The following is a 22,900-nucleotide window of genomic DNA, read 5'->3' as shown; positions in this document are numbered from 1 at the left end:
CGTTTTTCTGGAATACATTATATTTCTCTATCAAGATATCATATTATCCAGAATTCGTCATTAACTTCCGCAAAAATGGGAAACTTCGTCTAAATATTAATCTTGACTTGCATAAACCACTCAATAAGCTTTTTAAAAATCACACCTTAATCTTTCCGGAGAAAAATATGGGTGCTCAAACACAAGATGCATTTCATCGAACGTCCTATAATCCATTGTTAAAAGGCACTCCTTCTGTCGTTCAAATAAATTCGTATCAGGATACGGTTTAAGTATTGAAGGAGTTTGATATTAGTATAACAATGGTTTGTTGTACTCATAACTTGCTCAAAGTTCAAAAACCTTCACGTGACTGTTGCCATTGATAGAGACAACATAAAACCTTTGCTCTTCTTCAAATGCAGCATTTACAAAAACTGTATGTTCGTTTTGAATATCCCCGAACGACTCGTGAATATGTCCAAAACAGTGAAGAATTGGTTTTTTCCAGAAAACAAAGTTTTTGAGTGATACGCTTCCAAAATTTCTTCCACGTGCACTATCGAGTATTCCATGAGGGGGAGCATGTGTTATAAACACAAATGGTTTTTCCACATTGACATCTCTCAGATCTGCCCATATTACCTCATCTGACACTTCCCTGTACGTTCCAAAACTGGTTGGAGGCACCTTATCATAAGCGAGGATATTTAATCCTTTCAGTTTCATATTTCCACTCAGCATTCTTTCACTTTTGTAATCAAAAAGATCGTCGTTTCCCAAAATAAAATATCCATCTATTTCGTCCATGAGTGGCAAAAAGACATTTTCAAACCATTCTTTTTGAACTTTCCTTAGATCTTCACCATATTCAACTATCTTTGGCGTTATGTCGCCGCAAACTATTGTAAGATCGAAACACTTTCCGATCATTCTAAGTTTTTCCACAGCTATATATGAACCATGTATGTCTGCCGTAAGGAGTATATTCATGGCATCACCTCTTTGCTATCTAGTAGCATTGTAACAAAAATCATGCTACTTTTTCAAGAATGTTTGTTAAAAAAAGTACTATCGTCGTTGTATACAAATGATTTTCAAAAAAAGAGCTAAAAGTTTTCCGTATCATTTTCTTATTTTTTCTTTCTCCAGAGAAATACACTCATGTTTCACGTCGAATTTCTTTAGAAATAAGCTCTTTATTTTCACTTTCTTTCCAAAGTCTGAAACCCAAAGAATACAAAAGCTTCCACCAATAATGTAAGTAGTTTACCCATCCGTAATTAGTAAATAAACAACATTTACGTTTTCACAGCAACGTCTTGTTAAGAAATAGGAATTAAGTTATTTATTGAACTGAATTTGCTATGTGAAAAATGGTATTCAATGTATGAAGTTCACCGTTAAGATACATAACAAATGTACTATTTCTTATATAAAAAAGGAGACTTCAGAATTGAAAGTTTTAAAAAAGATTTTTTTCTTTGCAAGTGATGTAATATATATAATGTATGTATTTTGAAAACAAATTATTGTAAAATATTTGTGTGGGACAAATTGATGAATTTTTTATAACCTTTTCTGTTTAATTAAAGACGTATAAAAATTATTCATCATTAAAAAAGGGGGAATTATGTTATACAAAAAATTACATGACTGGAATATATCTCCCAAAAAAGCAATAGATATTCAAAGTACTCTGAAAAAACTATTGAAATTTGAAAAGATCGAAAAAGAAATTTCGTTAGTCGCTGGTGTAGATCTCTCTTTTTTTAAAGAATACGGACTGGCAGTAATAGTAGTTTTAGATTATGACTTTAACATTAGAGAAATAGTGCATCACGTTGAAAAAGTCAGTTATCCTTATATTCCTGGTTTACTAGCTTTTAGAGAAGGGCCTATATTTATAAAAGCTTGGGAAAAACTTAAAACAGATGTTGATATTGTATTTTTCGACGGACATGGAATTGCGCATCCAAGAAAGCTTGGAATTGCTAGTCATATGGGATTATGGATAGAAAAAGCTACGATAGGGATTGCTAAAAGTAAATTAATTGGAAATTATAAAGAACCAGGAAAAAAACGTGGAAATTTTTCATATCTAGAATATGATGGTGAAAAAATAGGAATTGTCTATAGAAGTAGAAATAACGTTAAACCTATTTTTATTTCCCCAGGTTATTTAATTGATCTTGAAAGTAGTCTTAAAATAACAAAATCTTTTATTACAAAATATCGATTACCTGAGCCAACTAGACTTGCGCATCTTTATACTCAAAAAATAAAAAAAGAACATCTATCCAGTTAAAATAACAATAAAATCAACGGGAAATTCTAAATAATTTCTTTCACGAGTTAATGTGTCTATTAACAAATAATACTTGTCTAACTCATCTTTTGCATACTTAATTACAAATTTTCTTTTTGGATGCACTACTCTAACTATATCCTTTATAATTTTTACATCAATTTTATCATTTAAAATGTACACTGTATCTTCTTCAAAATTTACCTTTGATAAATCGTAAATATCCTTAGGAATAAAGCCAGCAGCTTTCCACATATAATATAAATTTACGTTATAAGTTCTAGTTTGTGTTTTGGTATTGTTAAGCACATAAAATCTAAAGTTATTTTCTTCTTCCTCTTTTTCTTTAAAACTATTTCTGTAACTTTCCAGGTCACCTGGGTAAATATTCCCATCTGACGTATAATTTATTGGAAAATTAACACTTCTTATTTGAATTGACTTTCGAAATTTTGTAGCCAAAAATACCAACTCAGAAGTTTTTATATTTGTATCTATCATTTCATATACCTTCTTGTAAATATTAGCAAGCGAAAATAGGTCTTTTTTTAATGCAGCTTGAACTAATTTTTCAATTATATATTTTTCTCTTTCAATTCTTCCTATATCCCCTCGAAAATCTTTTCTAAATCTCAAATATGCAAGTAACTGCTTGCCATTGAGCTTGTGCAATCCTGGTTCAAAATTTATAAATAAATTTTGTGAATAATCAGTATATTTCATGGGCTCACTGATATATATTTCGATAGGCCCAAGACTATCGCCAATAAACTTTATAACATCATAATCAACTATTGCATATTTTTCAATCTTCAATCCTGTAAAATCTTCAACTAAACTTTTTAACCTTTCAAAACCTTCTGTTTGATAATATGAATTGATCTTTTTTCCTTCAACTATTAAATCTCTCGGAATGTTACTTATTTTTATTACATTGTTTTTTAAATCAACATTTACAAATAAAATAACATCTGTTCTTCTTGTTCCTTGTATATCTTTATCGAGTCCCAAAACCAAAAAATTAGTTTCCTCCGGGAGAGGAGTATAAAACAAAGAATATAAAATGGAAAACCAGGGTATAAAAAATATTGAAACAAAAAACAAGCCAATTAAAATTGAAATGATTAAGAGAATTAACGTTAGTTTCATTCTAGATACCCTATAAATGGAATATTTCTATATTTTTCATCAAAATCAAGTCCATAACCAATCACAAATTTATCTTCTATATCAAAACCTATAAAGTCTGCACTTACCGCTGGATTTCTACCCTGTTTTCTTAATAAAGTTGCCACTTTTAAATCTGCAGGATTATATCTTTTTAAATAACCTAAAATGTACGAAAGAGTCAACCCAGTATCAAGAATATCATCAATCACAAGAACATATTTTCCCTCAATTGGTTCGTCAATCCAACTTTTTACCCTTATCTTACCCGTTGATTCTGTACCAGAATAACTTGAAACATGAATAAATGAATATTCCACATTTAAGTCTATGTGCTCTACTAAATCCGTGAAAAAATGTATTGCACCTTTTAAAACACAAACCGCATGTATTGTGTCAGTTCTTTTTTTATAGTACTCTGTTAATTCCTTGGCTAGTCCTTTTATTCTATTCTGTAACTGTTCTTCATTAATCAAAGTCTTAATTTTCATTCCATCCCTCCTTTTCAATTACTCCTGAGACTATCACTGCTCCATCTTCATCATATACGACTGCTATTTGACCAGGTGTTATTGCAAAAATGGGGTCTAAAGTTTCAATATACATTACTTCATTTTTAATGTACACTTTACATGGCACTTCTTTAAATTTCTTTCTGACTTTAACATACCCTGTAAAATCATTACCTTTATCTTGCAAAAAATTCAAATTAGTTACAATAAATTGTTTGGAATAAAGTTCGTCTTTTCCGCCAACAATTAAAAGATTTTTTTTCGGATCTTTTGCCTTAACATAAACTCTTCTACCTGTAGCAATCCTCAATTTTCGCTGACCAATCGTATAATTCTGTAGACCAACATGTGTTCCTATTACATTTCCTAAAGTATCTATTATCAATCCTTTTTTTATTTTTACTCCGTTTTCACTCAAAAATCCCGGAATATCGCTATCAGGAACGAAGCAGAGATCCTGAGAATCTTTTTTATCATGCACATGAAGTCCAATATTTTTGGCAATTTCTCTTATTTCTTCTTTTGTATACTCTCCATTGGGAAGTACCATCTTTGAAAGTTTCTCTTTTTTAATAGAAGCAAGAAAGTATGATTGGTCTTTATCAACACTTTTTGCTTTAAATAACTTTCCGTCAATTATTCTTGCATAATGACCTGATGATATATATTCCATCCCGTCTCTAATCATAATGTCGTATAAAACTCCAAATTTTATCCAATCATTACAAAAGAAACATGGATTAGGTGTTCTCGCTTTACTATATTCTTCTAAAAAATATTTTATAACAGTATCCCTAAATTCTTTTTCAAGATGAACTATATTAATTTTTACCCCAAAAAAACTTGCTATTTTTTTTGCATCAAATGTATCTGAAGGACTACAGCAAACCTTATGAGTAATTTTTTTAGTCAAAAAAATAGAATCAGGCACTGTTTTTATATGATATGCTGTTACATCATACCCTTGTTCTAAAAGCAAATATAATGCAACAGCACTATCAACTCCTCCACTTAAACCAATTCCTACTTTTATTTTTTCTTCCTCCTTTCATATTCCTCAATCTTTTTCAAATAAGAGTTCTTTAAATCTTCTAAAGTAACAGATTTCAAAGACTCTTTAAACCTGTTCATAACTATTTCCCAAATTTCATTAATCGAACAAATCTCAGGAAACTCAATTTTGGAAGGTTCTACAAAACAAGTTATTGTTGTGCTCATGTCATCTACAGAACTAACTACATCATATATAGTTATATCTTTCGGATCTTTTGATAATTTATAGCCTCCAAACTTGCCTCTGTAAGATTCCAAAATACCTGCAGTAACTAATTGAGAAAGAATCTTTTGAGCGAATTCATATGGAATTTGTGTCTTACATTTATTTACAAGTTCTGTTGTACTTAGTCTTTTCCCTTCAATAGAAAGTAGCAACAACAATCTTAAGGCATAATCACTCTTCATGGTCACTGCCATTTTCAATTACCTCCATTCTGAAAAACGTAAACTTTATAATCTTTTATTCCCATTTTCCTAGCCTTATAAACATCTTCTATGTATATGTCTATTCTATTCCCCTTTATAGAACTCCCTGTATCCTCCGCAACAAATACTTTTTTTAATGAAGGAATATAAATAAAAGAACCTAATGGTATTACTGAAGGATCAACAGCTGCAGTCACCCACTCTTTTGCAACATTTCCCGTCCTGGTTATCTTAAATGTAGGATGTTCCGGAACTTTTCCATCATCCCAAGGAGTATAAAATGATACTTTAAAAATGCCTTTATACGAAAAAAACAGTCTGAAGGGATCTCTTGGTTCACCATCAATCCAGAGTTCAAAATGAAAAACATTTACTACCTTCCCAAGAGTTTTATCCGTAGTAACCCAGTCTCCTTCCTTATAGTCATTCTCTACACCCTTATAAATTCCCAAAATTCCACTTCCATGATCAACGTAAATTACATTATTACCCTTAACTGTAACCCTTCCGGGTAAAATTGGATAGACTTTTTTTCCAGGCGCACTTATATCAATTCCAAGATTAGTTACTCCATTAATAGTATCACCAAAATAACTCAATATATCTTCAGGAGCTACAAGCAAAGGTATTTTCACAAAACTTTCTGGATTTTCAACAGGAATTTTTATAACTTGTCCCGACATTATTTTTTTTGGATCAGTAATTCCATTAAAACTTATAAGTTTCTGAACACCATCACTTCCTAAAGAATATTTTTTACTAATCTCATATAAGGTATCTCCTGGTCTTACAATATAATTAATATATCCAACTCTGAGTTTTAAAAGTTCGATTATATCCTCTTCGCTAAACCTTTGTTTTAAAAAGTTTAACTCCTCACTAATTTGCCTAATTAATGCTAAGTCTCTCTGTAAAGTATTTTGATTTGTTAAATTTTCTATCTTCTGATTTAAGATACTTATATTTTTCTCCAAAGATTCTAACTTTTCAAAATTTCCTGAAATTTGCGTGGTTGAAATAACATAATTTGTATTTGTAGCAGCTTTTACAGTTTGAATTTCTTGTACCGTTGATCTCAACGCAGAAAGTGCCAACTCTAAATCATTAAGCTTTTCCTCAATTTTAACTATTTCGTTATACCCGTTCTCAAACTTAGTAACTGCTTCATCAACTATTTTCTTTACATCTTCAAGATCTAAACTTCTCGACAAACTTTCAACTTCGTTTAATCTATAAATAATAGTCTTTAAACTATATGCAGTTAATTCGGCAGTAACTTTATTTAATTGATTTTGCAAATTTGAAACTTCTAAAGCAATTTGTTTCACATAATCTTCCAAATATGAAAAATCACTATCTTTTTCAAGATTCGATATTTTTTGTTCAATAGCATTAAATCTATTTGTAAGAGAAATGTTTAAAGAAGAAAGTTCACTTTCTAAATTCCTCAACCTCGCACCATGATCTTTAACTGTTGCTTCCAAAGAATCAACTCGTAACTTCAATTGATTAAAATCATCATATGTTACATAATTACATGAAAATAAAAACAATATTACTAGTGATAAAAAAAACATTTTTTTTATAATGTTTTTCATTTTAACCCTCCAATAACGCATTAACAAAATCTTCAGCATTAAATGGTTTTAAATCATCAATTTTCTCGCCTAATCCCACAAATTTTATTGGTATACCAAGTTCCTTAACTATGGCTATTGCAATTCCACCCTTTGCAGTACCATCTAATTTTGTTAATACAATACCGGTTACGTCCACAAACTCTTTAAACATTTTTGCTTGTTGCAAACCATTTTGCCCTGTCACTGCATCAATTACCAATAAGACCTCGTGTGGCGCTTCAGGTACTATTTTCTTAATTACTCTGTTTATTTTTCTTAATTCTTCCATTAAATTAGTTTTCGTATGTAATCTACCTGCTGTGTCTAGTATAACCACATCTTTCTCTTTAGCAACTGCGTGATTAACCGCATCAAATGCTACAGCTGCAGGATCAGAACCTTTTTGATGGGAAATAAAAGTTGCTCCTGTTCTCTCTGCCCAAACCTTTAATTGATCAATTGCCGCCGCTCTAAAGGTATCGCACGCAGCCAAAACAACAGATTTATTCTCCTTTTTGAAATATTCAGCTAATTTTCCTGCTGTAGTCGTTTTGCCAGACCCATTCACTCCCACCATATTAATAACAAATGGTTTATTATTAGACACATTTAAGATATTATTATTCCCCAAAATCTCCTTTAACACTTTTTTTAATGCTTCATATGCATCATCTTCATCTAATGTTTCCAGTTTTTCTAAAATATACTCCGTAGCTTCAAAGCCCACATCTGATAAAATTAAAAGTTCTTCTATTTCTTCCTTGGTTTCATTATCCAACTTTCGGCCTTTTAATATTTTCTTTATCTTACCAAAAAAAGTTTCTCTCGTTTTTTTTAGACCCTCTTTGAATTTACCAAATAGTCCCACAAAAAGCACCTCCACTATTTAACAATAACTCCGTATACTACTCCACTTTTTTTAGATAAGTATTCTTCATTAAACAGATGTTTTATATTTTTGTACAAGGAATCTTTCTTATGAGTTTTTATTACTACTCTCTTTGTGGAAATTCTTAACATTTCTTCAATATCATCAATATTCAAAGGCTCGTACACCGCAAAACCTCTTAACGGATTGATACTATTACTTTCAAATATAGGATTTTCAAACATTGGATCACAATACACACTGTCAAATGTATTATCCTTCACCATTCTAATATACTCTTTGTAATTTGAATGGATTAATTCAATCTTTTTAGCAGCATTGTTAATCCATTCAACATTAGATTTATATCTTTCAAGTCCCCATTTGACAATCCTATATATATGAATTGATCCTTCAGTTGCTACAACTTTTTCTGCAAAATGAGCAAGAAGTAAAGCTTCAGAAGCAAGTCCACATGTTGCATCGTAAATTACAGAATTATTTGTTGGTTTAACAGACTCTATCAAATAATCTTTTTCACCATGAAAAATATTTTCCATCCTTATTTTGGCTATACCCTGATGGAAGAAAAATTTTTCATTCCCCCACTTTATTGAAATCATCAAATTTTTGTCTATAACATAATAAAAATCTATTTTTTCTAATTGAAGCGTTTTTGCTAAATGTCTTCTGTTTACATACTTAACACCATATTTTGAAGCAAGATTTTTAGCTAACTCTACCATTTCCTTAGTAGGACGATAAGAAGTTGTGACTACATATTTCATTATTCTTTATCACTACCTTTGTCTATATTCTTCAATGTATTGTACAATTCTAGTTTTTTATCATACTCAAATTTCAATGTATTATATTCTTTTTCCAGTCTATTTACTTCCTTTAAATTTACATTATATCTTATAATTGAACTAATTAACGTCACAAATAAAAATAACGAAAGAACAACTATTATTAATGAATATAAAAATGCGGAAATTTTTTTCTTTTTGTAAGTTTTCATATAATCACTCCTGATATTTAAAGTATAAAATATCTTTTCCCCACGATGTGGGATAATAAATCACTGGAGTGGAATCATCAACTTTCAAAGTCGAATAGTAAATTCCGTTATTTGTAACATAATATATATTGTTCTCAGTTTCCGCTATCTCTATCACAGAACAATCATCTTCTTTTAATACATCATAAACCAAATTTCCTGATTCATCAAGTCCCAAAATGAAAGTCAATCTATTTACATTCAAAGTGTCAGTTGATATTGATAAAGTTAAATCAAAAGATAACTGCGTTGAATCTCCCGTTTCAACGTTAATATAAGAAACCTCAACGCCCAAATTAACAGCTAAATTAACATTCGCTTGTTGTTCAACTATTAAATTTAAAGGTTTAATCTCGCTATTAAAAAAACCAGAATCTTTTGAATAAACCAAAAGAGGAGCTTCACCTTGGGTAAAACTGTAAGTTGTCCCATTATACACCAAACTACTTGTTGAATCTATACTTACTTCTTGCAAGTCTTTAAAAGTAAAGTTAGGAACAGGCCCATAGAAAAATCCCTGATAAATTATTTTTAACTCTACGGTTTTTGAAGTTCTAGTTTCTCCAATGATATCATTAATTATTACTCCACAACTCGATAAAAACAAAATAATAATTAAAAACAGGATTATTTGAAATTTATATTTGTAACTATTATTACGTAACCATCTTGTTCTTGACAATCAACTTTCACCCTCTCTAATGGAACATGAAATTTCTCAGAAACAACTTTAACAAGCTCTTTTTTAATCTCTTCAGAATTCTTTGAAAAATTCTCAATAGGAACCTTGTGAGTTATCTCTCTTCGCCTACTAATCATGTTTTCTAACCTTTTTAACGCTTCGTCTTTAGAGTGATGCTTCCTTGAATTCTTTTTAAATATATCGAGAAGCCACATATCAATCACCTCTTTTTAAACAAAGAAACAAATTTTCCAAATAAGTTTTTATTTGCAAAAGAAATATCATTTTCAATTGGAACTTCTTCACCTTTCATTCGCTTTGCTATATTTTCGAAACTCTTAACAATTCCATTTTCAGTTTCAAGCACAAGTGGTAAACCCTTGTTAGTGGAAATTATTACTTCATCTGATTCTGGAATTACTCCTAATAATCTCACAGCTAATGCTTTTTTTACATCTTCTGCAGTTAACATTTCTCCTTTCTTGGCCATATGTGGTTTAAATTTATTTAAAATTAATAAGATATTTTCCTCAGAAAAACCAAAATTCTCAAGTAAACCAATTACTCTGTCTGCATCAGAAATAGCTGGAAGTTCAGGGGTAGTCACTATTAATGCATATTCTGAAGGAGCAACTGCATTTCTAAATCCTCTTTCAATTCCCGCAGGAGAATCTATTATGATATAATCAAAATTTGGTTTCAATTCATTCACTATATTTATCATATCTTCAGGAGAAACCATTTCTTTAGTTGCAATCTGCGAGGCTGGTAACAAATATAAGCTTTTTATTAATTTATGTCTCACAAGAGCCTCCCTGGGAGTGACATTGCCCTTAATCACATCAATTAATGTATAAATAATTCTATTCTCCAAACCAAGCACTACATCTAGATTTTTTAATCCTACATCGGCATCTATCACACATACTTTTTCGCCTTCTTTTGCCAAAATACAACCTAAATTTGCTGAAACAGTAGTCTTCCCTACCCCACCTTTTCCAGATGTAACAACAAAAACTTTACTCATATTTATCACCTCTAAGAATTATTTTTACCTCCAGCAAAATGTATTAATTCCGCTTCAATAAACATATCTATATCACCGTCCATAACCGCATCAATGTTTCCAGTCTCTACATTCGTCCTATGATCTTTTACCATAGTATACGGTTGAAAAACATAAGATCTAATTTGGTTTCCCCAAGAAATATCTTTCAATTCACCCTGAATTGCCTTGATTTCTTTTTGACGTTTTTCAAGTTCAAGTTGATATAATCTTGCCTTTAACACTTTCATAGCGGTTTCCTTATTTTGTAGCTGCGATCTTTCAGTCTGACATGTTACAACTATTCCTGTTGGTATGTGAGTAATCCTTACTGCAGATTCAGTTTTATTAACGTATTGACCACCAGCCCCAGAAGCTCTATACGTATCTATTCTTAAATCATCAGGATTAATTTCAATATCTATTTCATCTTCAATTTCTGGCATAACATTCACAGATGCAAAAGAAGTATGCCTTCTTTTATTTGCATCAAATGGTGAAATTCTAACCAACCTATGTACTCCCTTTTCATATTTCAAATAACCATATGCAAACTCACCTTTAATATACAAAGTTGCACTTTTAATTCCAGCCTCATCTCCAGGCTGATAGTCAACTAATTCCACCGAAAAACCCTTCCTTTCAGCCCAACGAGTATACATTCTTAAAAGCATGGATGCCCAATCTTGGGATTCAGTGCCTCCTGCTCCAGGATGAATTGTAAGGTACGCATTATTTGCATCAAACTTACCATTTAAAATAAGTTCAAGTTCGAAATTTCTGACTCTCTTTTCTATGTCTACAATTAAGTCATTTACCATCTCCATCATAGATGGATCTTCTTCGGAAAGCTCAATACCAACTTCTAAATCTCCAAACTTTTTTTCAATTTCTTTCATATCCTCTATTACCTTTCTAATTCTTTGAGCTTTCTGTGAAACTTCCTTTGCCCTCTTCTGATCATTCCAAAAATCAGCTTGTCCCATTATTTGCTCCAACTCTTTTAATTCTATTTCTTTTTTTTCAGGATGAAAAACTTGAATAATATCATCATATTTCTTTTTAATTTCATCTATTCTTTGTTTTAATTCATATGCAAGCACTCAAACTCCTCCTTTTTTACAATCCTATCAAAGATAACATTAACAATGAAATAATTGAGATAAAAAATATCTGTTTAATATAAAAGTATTTAGTCCTGTCTATAATCACAGTTAGATTTCTTTCTACTTTTTCTTTTCCATTACTCGCAACAACTCTTACTAAATAAACTCCATCATCTGCATTTTCACCTTTCCAGGTAAAAATGTTGTAATTTGGCTTTCCATTTAAAGTTTTTTCATAGACTACTTCACCCGTACTCTTTTTGATTATTTCTATCCTTATTGTTGCATAAGTTGATAAATAAATTTTAAGATTCCATGTATCTCTGTACCAATCATTATTTGGAGAAAATTCGGTGTAATCAGTCAAAATGTTCATTTCAAGTTTTTTGGGTTTAAAATTTATATGCAATACCTCTACTTCTTTAAAATCCAAAAATAACTTCTTTTCTATGTATTCGTATCCTGGAGTGGTAAGAATTAACTTATGTTCACCTGACGGTAATTTCAAAACATCAGTTTCATCACTTATTGTGCCATAAAAACTTCCATTTAAATAGACATTCACAGGATATATGTTTGAAAATACCATCAATTTCCCAGCTTTTTCTAAATTTACGTACATTCTTAATCCACTCTTCTCAATATATACGGTTTTGGTAAATGGCACATAATTTTCCGCATCAATTTTTATATTCAAATATTCTTCTTCTTCAAACACTAGTATAATATATCCAAAAGCATTAGTCTGACCCACAAAGTAACCATTAATATATACATTTGCATACGGAACATTTGTTTCAATCCATAATCCATATTCTGGTATTTCCGGTGGATAACCTATAAAAATCGTAAAACTAATTTTACCAGCAAAAATTATTAACGATAGAATAATCAAAATAAAAACTAATAATTTTCTCATAATTTCACCTTCTTTTTACAGTTTTCTAAAATCCAAAGAAGCAAACAACTCAGATAAAACACTGTGAATCTCTGCATCGTACTTCATAGTTCTATAAAATGCCTTAAGTGCAAAAATTCTTCTCATATGAAGTGTAACATCACCACAATCATCAAGACTTTTAATAACCTTTTCATAATCATCAGGGTCTGACAAAACTACTACATCCCTATAATTTTTTGCAGCAGCTCTTAATAAAGCAACTCCACCAATATCAATACACTCAATTAGTTTTTCCTCATTTCGTGTTTTTTTTGCCTTTTCCTCAAAAGGTGATAAATTAACAACAACCATATCTATAAATTTTATGTTATTATCCTCTAAATCTTTCATATGTTGTTTGTTCCCAAATTTAGCCAGTATTGCACCAAAAATTTTTGGATGTAAAGTTTTAACTCTTCCATCTAGAATTTCCGGAAAACCCGTTAATTCAGAAACTTTCATCACTTTTATTCCATTTTTTTCAAGAAAATTAGCAGTACCACCGGTACTAATTATTTCTACTCCTCTTTCTTGAAGTTTTTTAGCAAATTCTATAATTCCTCTTTTATCTGAAACACTAATTAACGCTCTTTTTATATTCATTCTCTTCCCTCCTAATTCTATCATACTACACAACTATTCCAAAAATTGTGCGTAATACATATCCTATCAGAAATGCAACCGTTGCCGAAAGCCCTCCAACCAGAAGCATTTCTAAACCTCCTAAATACCATTTTACATCAGTAATAAATTGTCTTAAGGCTCCTACAAGAAATAAAGTAAAACTTGTAATTATACTAGCTGAAAGAAAGCTATGTTTAACAAAAAATGGCACAAAACTAGCGAATACGTAAGCAATTAATGGCATAAATCCTGCTATAACGAACGATAAAAATGTAACAACAGCGCTTTTCAAAGGAGAAGTATCTTCATCGGACATTAACCCTAATTCTTCTTTCATCATAGTATCGACCCACAAGTTTTTATCAGATGTAATAATATCTACTAATATATTTAACTTTTCACCTTTAATACCCTTTCTTTTGTAAATTTCTTCAATTTCTTTACGCTCAGCATCTGGAAAATGTTCCACTTCCCATAATTCACGTTGTCTTTCGCTTTCAATGTAATCCCTTTCTGATTTTTCAGATAAATAATCACCTATAGCCATAGAAAAACCATCAGCAAACAAATTTGCAAATCCCAAAATCAAAACTATTTTTGGATCAAGTTGAGCCCCTACAACCCCTGCTACGACAGCAAAAGTAGTCACAATTCCATCACTTGCTCCATATACTGCAGAACCAATATATTTACCTTGTTCAGTTTTATGAGGCTCTTCTTTTATATATTTTTCTTCATGAGCTTTTTTATGTAATTCCAAATTTCCATCTTTAAAGGCTTCTCTAGCAATATCTACTCTTGATTTTTTCCTTCTAAAAAACAAATTATAACCCCCTTTTTCTAAGTATTGTGATTGTTTCTATATGATATGTTTGTGGAAACATGTCAAAGGGCTTTATAATTTCAATTTTATATTTTCCTGAATCTAAGAATTTTTTTAAGTCTCTTGCAAGAGTAGCCGGATTGCATGAAACATACCCAATTTTTTCAGGTGATATCTCTAAAATTTTGTCTATAACCTCTTTTTCAAGACCACTTCTTGGAGGGTCGACTACTACAACATCGTATCTTTCTTCATGACTGTTGAGATATTCTTTTACATCTGCTTCAATAAAACGCAAATTTCTTACATTGTTTATATTAGCATTTGCTTTTCCAGCTTTTATGGCAACCCTATTACTTTCAACCGCTGTTGTATGCTTCGATAATGCCGCAAGCCTAATTGAAAATGTCCCTAATCCACTATACAATTCTAGGATCGTTTCAGAACCGTTCAGATTTAAACTTTTCGTTAAAAATTCTATCATCTTTCCAGTTATATGATAATTATTTTGGAAAAAGGCAGTGGGAGGTACTTGAAATTTTTCCCAATCAAACTCATAGGATAAAACACCTTCTCCTCTTAAAATCTTATACGGGCCTCTTAATACTATTTTGTCATTACTATTCATTACATGTACCACCGAAGAAACGTTAGGAATATTTTTTACTAATTGATTTGCAATTTGCCTGCCATTTGAAAATTTTTCAGTTTTTGTTACAAAGATAACCATGACGTTTTTTTCGGTTGGTGAATATCTCAATACCAAATGCTTCAAAACACCTTTTCTGTTTTTGTATATAGGAACCTTATGCAAATCGATAATTTCAGGAGTTAATTCTACTATTTTGTTGAAATACTTTGGAGCAATATAACATTTTTTTATATCAATTATTTTCCGTGAATTTTTCATTTTAAATCCTAGAGTTGTTTTCATATTATAATCAAATGCAAATTCCATTTTTAATCTGTATTCATATTCATCATTACTTTTTTGTATTTGGGTAACTTTGTCGACAGAGATCCTTGCAATCCTAGAAAGTTGCTCTTTCACTATTTCTTCTTTAAATTGTAATTGTTTACTATACCTTAAATCCAAAAAATTGCATCCGCCACATTTTCTAAAATACGGGCATACCGGATGTCTTCTTTCAGGTATGCTTTCTATTACTTCTTCTAACCTTCCTATAGCATAATCTCTTTTATCCGAGATTATATCTACTTTTACAAGTTCCCCAGGATACGCTCCAGAAACAAAAATTATTTTTCCACCTGGAAGCTTACCAAGACCACTTCCACCATACGCTAATTTTTCTATGTATACCATTTCGGACATATTAAGACCTCCGTTTTCTTTTTAAAAAATTTTAACACGTATTTTTGAAATATTTTTGATTTAAAGGAAACATTTTTTGACAAGATTTTCAAGATTAGAAAAGTCCAATACTCGGTTGATTCTTTTTGAAATCCCATCCGAAAAATTTCTCACTAAATTCTATGACATAAAACTGAACAGAAAGTTCCGTTATATCGTTAAAATCAAGCCTTCCATCTCCATTAAAATTAAAATTACTGTTAAAATTTAAAACCCAATGATGTAATTTTTTTGAAAATGAAAAACCAATAGAAGAAAATTTCTTAGAAACTAAATCAAACGTGGTTTCAAACTTTATGGAAGGATCGAACGAAACCAAATCTAACCCAAATTTTAACTTTTCATCTCTACTGTATAAGAAACTGTATGAATTTTTTTCAACTTTCAGTTTATAATTAAAACTAAAATTAGCTTGTTCATATTTTGAACTTTTATAATAATTTAAACTTAGAAAATTACTAAATCCACCAAAAATAAACGAACCATTAAAATAAGCTCTTTTTATATAGTCCTCTTCTATAGATTGCGTAATTGAACCTTTGAATTTTTGAAATCTAAAATTATGATTGATTTCTTTGACGAAATAAATATCTCCTGGAGAGTAAATAAAGCTAGATTTGTATTCCAAAGCTAATTTTGAATTTGAAATGCTAAAAGATATATTAGAAGGTTGTAGTAATTTATTTACGTTATCATACTCAGAATACATGTTCAAATTAAATTCATAACCGCTCAACGAAAAATGAAGATTGAATTTTAATTTATCATTCAACGGGGCATTTAAAAGAAAATCCCAACCTTTTGCAACACTTATATTCATATAATTTGTGTCTAAAAATAAGGTAAAATTTAATTTTGAAGTATTGGTAGACGTTGATTCATCTTGAAAATTTTTCCTATAAATATATTCAGTTTTGAAAGTTAAAGGACTCAATTCAAACTTTCCAGACAAAGTATATTTATCATACATACCTATTTGAAAGTAGTATTTATCCGTTAAAGCATTATATATTTTTAAACCAAATTCATAACCTGTTCCAAACTGGAAAAAACCATATTTATACGTATATGGTAAAACAAATTTATGATTTATTTTACTTATATATTGATTATTCAAATATGAAACATCTACTAATGTATTGAAAAATTTCTCATTATACAAACTAAATTTATAATTTATATTTTCATTTACTAACCAAGTCGAATCATCCAAGAAAAAACCTTCTTTTGTTATATAAACCTTTGAATCTAAATTTATCAACTTAAACTTTATGAAATTATTAATTCCAACACTAAAATTTTTCATATTAAAAGAGTTATATATCAACGATCTACTTCCATTATAGTCAATATAAAAATTAAAATTACTTTTTATTGGTTTATTAAACATATATTTAAAACCTATTCTTTTATTCCAATTACTTTCAGAATAATAACTTTCCTCAAAATAAAATGGTTCGTATAAAACTTTCAAAAATGAAGTTGCACTATCCCAATTAGTTTTGTAAATAAAATTTTTAGTATTCAATTCAAGTAAATTTTTCCGAAAATCAAGAACAAATTTATCACCAGTCTTGTTGTTATTCATTAACAAACTAAATACTGAACCATATTTTGATGTCTCAATCGAGGTATTTAAAGTAAAGTCTCCAACATTTGAAATATAATTTTGTTGTGTCATAAAACCGTCAAACGGTGACCACGAAAATGAAAATGAAAATGGTGATTTCTCTTTTTCATTAACACTAGTAAAATAAATTGGATATGGGAAAAATGGGAAGTCTAGTATAAAAAGTAGGGTATTTTCAGCAATGATATATTTTCCTTCGTACACATAAACATTCAAAGATTCAAGTTTGTAATGAGGATGCTCAAGGTCACATGTTGTAATATAAGCTTCGTTAAGTAAAGAACTTGCGGAATAGGTAGTTACCTTCTCCGCACCAAAATATAAATTCACATCATTTTTTCCATATTTATAATTCATAACTCCCTTAACGTTTACAACATATGCTTTATCTTCATCAAAAAAATATTTTAAATAACGTGCATAGTAAACATTCCCTTGGTATTCATATTTCACATTTCCTTCAGATTCCAACGACTTCACTTGTGAATTTTCAAGAGTAAACGTTGCATAATCTGAAATAATTATATTGTCATCCCATTGTATATAGACATTGCCACTGGCAAATATCGTTTCTCCAAAATACTCCACTTGAGAAGCATCTAAAGTTATTTCATTTGCGTAAACATGAGTATTAATTAATATAACAGTTGAAAAAAGTAAAAATATAAAAAATCTAGATAGAACCTCTCTAACTTTATATGCAAAAGGGGTATCAAGTAGAATAAACAAAATTGTTCCAAATATCCCAAACGCAATATTCGGTAACCAAGATGCAAGATACGGATTAAGTAAATTTTCTTTCCCCATAGCTGCAAGCCAAGCACCTGCACCTTGATATAAGACAACTATACCAAAAGTCAAAATTACACTCCATGATTTGCTCTTTAAACCAAATAAAAGTGAAAGAGGCACACCAAGTAAAGCAATTATAAATGGTCCTACAGAATTTGCATATCTGGATTGTAATTCCACAATCCAAGGTGAGGGATCTATACCTAATTTTACAAATGTATTTATTTTTTGTTTTAACTCTCCACCTGTCATATCTCTCGGAGACTTTCCGAACCTCATTAAACTTTCTAAATCTTCTTTTAAGTCAAGTTTAATTTTTGAAAATTTCATATCAAGTTTTAAAAATCCAGAATCACCAGTTACATACATTCGACCGTTTATCAAGTACCAAGATGAACCTTCTTTAATTACTTTTTCTGATGTAATTATTCTCTCTTCATTACTTATGTTTTGAAACAAAACAACATCATACAATATCCCACTTTCTTGATCATACTTTTTTACAAAAAAATATTGTTTATCGTCAATCTTAGTTAAAATATTTTCTCGTATGTTAAGCTCAGGCTTTTTGTATACATACTTTGAAATTATTTTCACAGCTTTCTGATTAAAATTTGGAACAATTTGATCATTTAAATAAAAAACAAAAAAGCCAAATACAAGTGATAACACGAAAAATGGTATAACTAACCTTTTGGAAGGTATTCCATGGACAAGAAGTGCTGTTATCTCTTTTGAATTATATAATTGAGATAACACCCAAAAAATTGCAAACAAAACACCAACAGGAATACCTAGTGAAACAAAATAAGGAAGATTATAATAAATCAGCTCAAATAATTTTAAAATACTAACTCTATGTCTTACAATTATATCCGATAATTGATACAAAAGCTCAACACTTGCAAAAACTACAAAACCAAAAATGCCCATTAAAAAAGGGCCTATAGAAAGTTTTAAGATATATCTTGTTAAAACTTTCAAGAATTTTCCTCCTTATTATTTTCCAAAGTATCAATAGTATAAAGTTTATCTTCAAAACATCTATATTGTTTACCTGTAATAATATAGGAAGTCACTTCAACTATTCTAGTAGCTTGATCAGCTATTTCTTCAATATTTTGGGCAATTTCAAGTAAGAGTATGGCTCTTTTTACATATTTGGAATTTTCCATCATATATACCATTAACTCATTCCTTACATCTTCTAAGTAATTGTCTATCTCATTATCTCTTTCACAAACACTTTCTGCTCCATAGATATTTTGATCAGCAAACATTCTCATACTTTCCCTTAACATAATTAAAACGTATTTAGCCATTTCTGGGATAGTAATTAAAGGCTTTAATTGAGGCTCTTTGATCAATTCAAGTGTTTTTTCTGCAATTTCCAAAGATTTCTCAGAAATCATTTCAAAATAACTTGAAATTACAAAACTTCCAGTTACTATCCTCAGATCTATAGACATAGGCATCATGGTAGCCAAAATTATTAATGCTTTTTCTCTTACTTTCATATCAAGAATTTTTATCTCATTCTTTCTTTCGAGTACTACACGGGCGGACCTTTCATCCCTTTCTTTTAAAGCATTTAAAGCTTGATTAAATAAAGCCTCTGCAAGCCACCCCTCTTTTAAAACCATTCTCTTTAACTCTTCAATACTTTCTTTTAAAATCCAATCCATATAATCACCCTACTTAAAGTAATTTTTCCCATATCCCATTTTTTCTTTTATTGATTTCGAAAAATCATAATCAAGAGGTCTAAGAATAGTAATACTTTTCTCAGATTTTCTAACCGAAAATTTGTTAAATTTACCAAAATCATGCCCATCAACAATAAGATGCGAAGGAAAACTTGTTTCAACGCTTATCTTTTCATCATCTGGTAAAATAACACTCCGTGAAGCAAGAAATTGTGGGGCTATAGGCGTTAAGACATACGCTTTAACATTTGGTAAGAGAATCGGACCACCAAGAGATAGAGAATATGCTGTAGAACCTGTTGGTGTACTGATAATTATTCCGTCCGCATGAAAATAAAATGAACCATCTTTAAATTTCACATTGATATCTAACATTTTTTGATGTGGTTCTCTTATAGCAACTATATCATTCAAATAAAGACTATTTAATTCTAAAACTTCAAAAAATTGCCTTTTATCTTCATAAAAACTGTTACTTTCTAAATGTTCCAGGAATTTATCAAATTCATCTATTGTATAACTTGAAAGAAACCCTAATCTTCCACCCTTAAAACCTATTATTGGTGAAGAAACATATTTTGCAGCTTTTAGTACTGTTCCATCTCCACCAATAACTAAAGTTAGATCTGTATGATCTTCAATTTCTTTTTCATTAGATGTCAAAAAAACAATATGTGCATTTTTCTTTTTTAATTTTTGCACAAATTCATCTACGATACTTTTTAATCCAGGTTTATAAAAAATGCCAAATACTTTCATTTTAGATAATACCCCAGATCTATTATACTTTGAATTAAAAACCTATCTAAAAATACCAACAAAACTATTGCAATAATCGGTGAGACATCTACGGGACCAATTCTTGGAATAATACGTCTTATAGGTCTTTCTACAATATCGGCAAGAGATTGTAAATAATAATACAAAGTCCTAGCTTCAGGGATCCAACTTAAAATGGCCGAAATAACAATTATTGCTGTTTCAATATTAAACAAAATTCTAAATGCAACACCCAAACCTATTAAAAAATTCCCAATAATAAACATATGACACCCCCTAGGAATATTTTCTTTCACCGAAAATTGCGCTTCCAATTCTCAATATTGTTGCCCCTTCTTCAACAGCTATCAAATAATCGTTACTCATACCCATTGAAAGATGCTTTATATCAGGATAATTTTTTTCAAGCCTATCTCTCAAATTTCTCAAAGTCGAAAAAACATTCTTTATTATCTTTTCATCTTTTGTGAAAGGAGCCATTGTCATCAATCCAATTATTTTTGTATTTTTATACTCTTTCGATCTTCCAACAAATTCTTCTACTTCTTCCACTTTTAATCCGGATTTTGTCGGCTCACCCGAAACATTTACCTGAACCAGGATTTTTTGTACTTTATTAAACCTTTCTGCCAACTTATCAATTTCCTTCATTTCTTCAAATCTTGACACTGAATGAATCAGATCAACTACTGGAACAATATACTTCAGTTTATTTAACTGAATCCGGCCAATAAAATGCCAACTTATATCATAACTTTCAAAAAACTTAACCTTCTTTCTTAACTCTTGAGCATAATTTTCACCAAAAATTCTAATTCCACAATCATATGCTTCTTTTATTACTTCAACTGGAAAAGTTTTACTTACCGCTACTATAGTTATATCTGAAACGTTTCTTCCTGTTTTCTCACAAATTTCATTTATATTTTTTATAACATTTTGGTAATTTTCAAAGATATTACTCATCAAACAACCCTCCTACATTCCCATAACCTAATTGTTTGTACGCCTTTGTAGTTGCAACTCTACCTCTTGGTGTTCTTGCAAGAAATCCACTTTGAAGTAAATAAGGTTCATACACTTCTGAGATACTGTCTTCTGCTATACCTACTGATGCTGCCAAAGATTTTAATCCAACAGGTCCACCATTATATACTTCAATAATTGTTTTTAAAATTTTCCTATCCATTTCATCAAGACCATTTTCATCTATACCAAGAAGCTTCATTATTTCTTCAACCATATTTATGTCAATCAATTTTTGTTCGCTAACTGTACTCATGTCTCTTACCCTTCTCAATAATCTCAACGCTATTCTAGGAGTACCCCTCGATCGTCTAGCTAATAAATATGCTGCATCTTCGTTGATTTCAACATTTAAAATACTAGCAGCTCTTTCCAAAATTATCTTTAACTCTTTTTCACTATAAAAATCCAATTCCATAATTAACCCAAATCTGTTACGCAAAGGCGAACTTAAAAGCCCACTTCTTGTTGTTGCACCAACCAGTGTAAATGGCTGCAAATCGATCCTAATTGATCTTGCTGACGGCCCCTTCCCTATCATAATATCAATTTGAAAATCTTCCATTGCAGTATATAAAATTTCCTCAACAGATTTGTTCATTCTATGAATCTCATCTATAAATAAAATGTCACCAAATTCAAGATTAGTAAGTATCGCAGCAACATCTCCTTGTTTTTCAAGGATAGGACCACTCGTAACATGGATGTTTGTTCCCATTTCATTAGAAATAATGTGTGCTAGTGTTGTTTTACCAAGTCCCGGAGGTCCTACAAGCAAAACATGATCTAAAGCTTCATTTCTTAACTTTGCAGCATTAATTGCAAGTGATAATCTTTTCTTGATCATTTCTTGACCTATATACTCACTTAAATACTGTGGCCTGATGGTTAAATTGTCAACTGGTGATCTTTCTGGATCAAATATTCTGTCAGAAATAATCACACCTCCTTAGCTATTTAAATAATACCATAAAAAATACTTAAAACCAATATGAAAAAAGTCATTAAACTCTTTTTAATATTTTCAATTTTATGATATAATTCATAAAAATCAAGCTTGACAATAAACAAAATTTGTGTTTAATCTTAATTGTAAAAAGAAAAAATAAGGAGGGTTAAAATGGACAGAAACGAACTTTTCAGACAATTAAGTAAAGTCCTTGCAGAAAAACTTGATATCCCAATAGAAGACATTGACGAATCTTCACATATTATCGACGATTTAGGTGCTGATTCTTTAGATGTTGTTGATCTCATTATGATTTTGGAAGACGAATATGGAATCAGAATTGAAGATGACGAACTAGAAAGTATAGCAACCGTAGGTGACATCTTAAATATTTTAGAAAGAAAGCTTAAAACAAAAGAGGAGGAATAAA

General features: G+C 30.2%; 25 protein-coding genes. 2 read left to right on the top strand and 23 right to left on the bottom strand.

Translation table 11 applies throughout. From position 1 onward, the window contains the following. Nucleotides 1-327: 327 nt before the first annotated feature. A complete protein-coding gene (locus BUB65_RS01705; protein ID WP_073071467.1) occupies nucleotides 328-972 on the bottom strand; it encodes a metallophosphoesterase family protein in 645 nt (214 codons plus the stop codon). Nucleotides 973-1,612: 640 nt separating this feature from the next. Between BUB65_RS01705 and nfi the strand changes: the two genes are divergently transcribed. Then, nucleotides 1,613-2,287, top strand: coding sequence for an endonuclease V (nfi, locus tag BUB65_RS01700; RefSeq protein WP_073071465.1), 675 nt, complete (start codon nucleotides 1,613-1,615; stop codon nucleotides 2,285-2,287). Here the strand turns inward: nfi and BUB65_RS01695 are convergent. The 22 genes from BUB65_RS01695 to ruvB all read right to left on the bottom strand — a co-directional run bounded on the left by BUB65_RS01695 (nucleotide 2,276) and on the right by ruvB (nucleotide 22,446). After that, complete coding sequence (locus tag BUB65_RS01695) at nucleotides 2,276-3,304, bottom strand: LCP family protein (protein WP_234946704.1); 1,029 nt, start codon at nucleotides 3,302-3,304, stop codon at nucleotides 2,276-2,278. The genes nfi and BUB65_RS01695 overlap by 12 nt on opposite strands. Nucleotides 3,305-3,432: 128 nt before the next feature. Beyond that, nucleotides 3,433-3,945, bottom strand: coding sequence for a hypoxanthine phosphoribosyltransferase (gene hpt / locus BUB65_RS01690; RefSeq protein ID WP_073071460.1), 513 nt, complete (start codon nucleotides 3,943-3,945; stop codon nucleotides 3,433-3,435). Then, the gene (gene mnmA, locus BUB65_RS01685; RefSeq protein WP_327192009.1) at nucleotides 3,935-4,987 is read right to left on the bottom strand and encodes a tRNA 2-thiouridine(34) synthase MnmA; all 1,053 of its coding nucleotides are present in this window, start codon (nucleotides 4,985-4,987) and stop codon (nucleotides 3,935-3,937) included. Before mnmA ends, hpt begins: the two co-directional genes overlap by 11 nt. Before the next feature lie 8 nt (nucleotides 4,988-4,995). Continuing rightward, on the bottom strand, nucleotides 4,996-5,439 hold the full coding sequence (locus BUB65_RS01680; RefSeq protein ID WP_073071456.1) for an RrF2 family transcriptional regulator: 444 nt from the start codon (nucleotides 5,437-5,439) through the stop codon (nucleotides 4,996-4,998). A 2-nt stretch (nucleotides 5,440-5,441) separates the two neighbouring features. After that, nucleotides 5,442-7,046 (bottom strand): 3D domain-containing protein, encoded by a 1,605-nt coding sequence (locus BUB65_RS01675; protein ID WP_234946702.1) that lies wholly within the window; start codon nucleotides 7,044-7,046, stop codon nucleotides 5,442-5,444. A gap of 1 nt (nucleotide 7,047) precedes the next feature. After that, a complete protein-coding gene (gene ftsY, locus BUB65_RS01670) occupies nucleotides 7,048-7,935 on the bottom strand; it encodes a signal recognition particle-docking protein FtsY (RefSeq protein ID WP_073071453.1) in 888 nt (295 codons plus the stop codon). Between the two features lie 14 nt (nucleotides 7,936-7,949). After that, nucleotides 7,950-8,723: a class I SAM-dependent methyltransferase gene (locus tag BUB65_RS01665; RefSeq protein ID WP_073071451.1), complete on the bottom strand. Its 774-nt coding sequence runs from the start codon at nucleotides 8,721-8,723 to the stop codon at nucleotides 7,950-7,952. Continuing rightward, a complete protein-coding gene (locus tag BUB65_RS01660; RefSeq protein WP_073071448.1) occupies nucleotides 8,723-8,956 on the bottom strand; it encodes a hypothetical protein in 234 nt (77 codons plus the stop codon). Before BUB65_RS01660 ends, BUB65_RS01665 begins: the two co-directional genes overlap by 1 nt. A gap of 4 nt (nucleotides 8,957-8,960) precedes the next feature. Then, a complete protein-coding gene (locus tag BUB65_RS01655) occupies nucleotides 8,961-9,677 on the bottom strand; it encodes a hypothetical protein (RefSeq protein WP_073071446.1) in 717 nt (238 codons plus the stop codon). Beyond that, the gene (locus BUB65_RS01650; RefSeq protein ID WP_073071443.1) at nucleotides 9,623-9,892 is read right to left on the bottom strand and encodes a trigger factor; all 270 of its coding nucleotides are present in this window, start codon (nucleotides 9,890-9,892) and stop codon (nucleotides 9,623-9,625) included. Before BUB65_RS01650 ends, BUB65_RS01655 begins: the two co-directional genes overlap by 55 nt. Before the next feature lie 5 nt (nucleotides 9,893-9,897). Beyond that, the gene (gene minD / locus BUB65_RS01645) at nucleotides 9,898-10,704 is read right to left on the bottom strand and encodes a septum site-determining protein MinD (protein ID WP_073071441.1); all 807 of its coding nucleotides are present in this window, start codon (nucleotides 10,702-10,704) and stop codon (nucleotides 9,898-9,900) included. Nucleotides 10,705-10,715: 11 nt separating this feature from the next. After that, a complete protein-coding gene (prfB, locus tag BUB65_RS01640; RefSeq protein ID WP_073071438.1) occupies nucleotides 10,716-11,825 on the bottom strand; it encodes a peptide chain release factor 2 in 1,110 nt (369 codons plus the stop codon). Nucleotides 11,826-11,841: 16 nt separating this feature from the next. Further along, entirely contained in the window at nucleotides 11,842-12,747 is a 906-nt protein-coding gene (locus BUB65_RS01635) for a PEGA domain-containing protein (RefSeq protein ID WP_073071436.1), read from the bottom strand. A 15-nt stretch (nucleotides 12,748-12,762) separates the two neighbouring features. After that, nucleotides 12,763-13,371: an IMP cyclohydrolase gene (locus tag BUB65_RS01630; RefSeq protein WP_073071433.1), complete on the bottom strand. Its 609-nt coding sequence runs from the start codon at nucleotides 13,369-13,371 to the stop codon at nucleotides 12,763-12,765. A gap of 25 nt (nucleotides 13,372-13,396) precedes the next feature. Next, a complete protein-coding gene (locus BUB65_RS01625) occupies nucleotides 13,397-14,215 on the bottom strand; it encodes a VIT1/CCC1 transporter family protein (RefSeq protein ID WP_073071431.1) in 819 nt (272 codons plus the stop codon). Between the two features lies 1 nt (nucleotide 14,216). Beyond that, entirely contained in the window at nucleotides 14,217-15,548 is a 1,332-nt protein-coding gene (gene rlmD / locus BUB65_RS01620) for a 23S rRNA (uracil(1939)-C(5))-methyltransferase RlmD (RefSeq protein ID WP_073071429.1), read from the bottom strand. 94 nt (nucleotides 15,549-15,642) lie between these two features. Further along, nucleotides 15,643-18,993 (bottom strand): LptF/LptG family permease, encoded by a 3,351-nt coding sequence (locus BUB65_RS01615; protein WP_073071426.1) that lies wholly within the window; start codon nucleotides 18,991-18,993, stop codon nucleotides 15,643-15,645. Beyond that, the gene (locus BUB65_RS01610) at nucleotides 18,990-19,694 is read right to left on the bottom strand and encodes a phosphate signaling complex PhoU family protein (RefSeq protein ID WP_073071423.1); all 705 of its coding nucleotides are present in this window, start codon (nucleotides 19,692-19,694) and stop codon (nucleotides 18,990-18,992) included. Before BUB65_RS01610 ends, BUB65_RS01615 begins: the two co-directional genes overlap by 4 nt. A 9-nt stretch (nucleotides 19,695-19,703) precedes the next feature. Next, nucleotides 19,704-20,474, bottom strand: coding sequence for an NAD(+) kinase (locus BUB65_RS01605; protein ID WP_073071421.1), 771 nt, complete (start codon nucleotides 20,472-20,474; stop codon nucleotides 19,704-19,706). Then, the gene (locus tag BUB65_RS01600) at nucleotides 20,471-20,761 is read right to left on the bottom strand and encodes a YggT family protein (protein ID WP_073071419.1); all 291 of its coding nucleotides are present in this window, start codon (nucleotides 20,759-20,761) and stop codon (nucleotides 20,471-20,473) included. The genes BUB65_RS01605 and BUB65_RS01600 overlap by 4 nt, the downstream gene beginning before the upstream one ends. Before the next feature lie 10 nt (nucleotides 20,762-20,771). Beyond that, entirely contained in the window at nucleotides 20,772-21,461 is a 690-nt protein-coding gene (locus BUB65_RS01595) for a YggS family pyridoxal phosphate-dependent enzyme (protein WP_073071416.1), read from the bottom strand. After that, nucleotides 21,454-22,446, bottom strand: coding sequence for a Holliday junction branch migration DNA helicase RuvB (gene ruvB, locus BUB65_RS01590; protein ID WP_268807468.1), 993 nt, complete (start codon nucleotides 22,444-22,446; stop codon nucleotides 21,454-21,456). The genes BUB65_RS01595 and ruvB overlap by 8 nt, the downstream gene beginning before the upstream one ends. Nucleotides 22,447-22,641: 195 nt before the next feature. Between ruvB and BUB65_RS01585 the strand changes: the two genes are divergently transcribed. Then, nucleotides 22,642-22,899, top strand: a complete 258-nt coding sequence (locus BUB65_RS01585) for an acyl carrier protein (RefSeq protein ID WP_073071412.1) — start codon at nucleotides 22,642-22,644, stop codon at nucleotides 22,897-22,899. Nucleotide 22,900: the final 1 nt, after the last annotated feature.

Origin of the sequence: Thermosipho atlanticus DSM 15807, from assembly GCF_900129985.1 — a bacterium.
Classification (GTDB): Bacteria; Thermotogota; Thermotogae; order Thermotogales; family Fervidobacteriaceae; genus Thermosipho_A; species Thermosipho_A atlanticus.
This window is presented reverse-complemented; position numbering and strand designations above follow the sequence as displayed.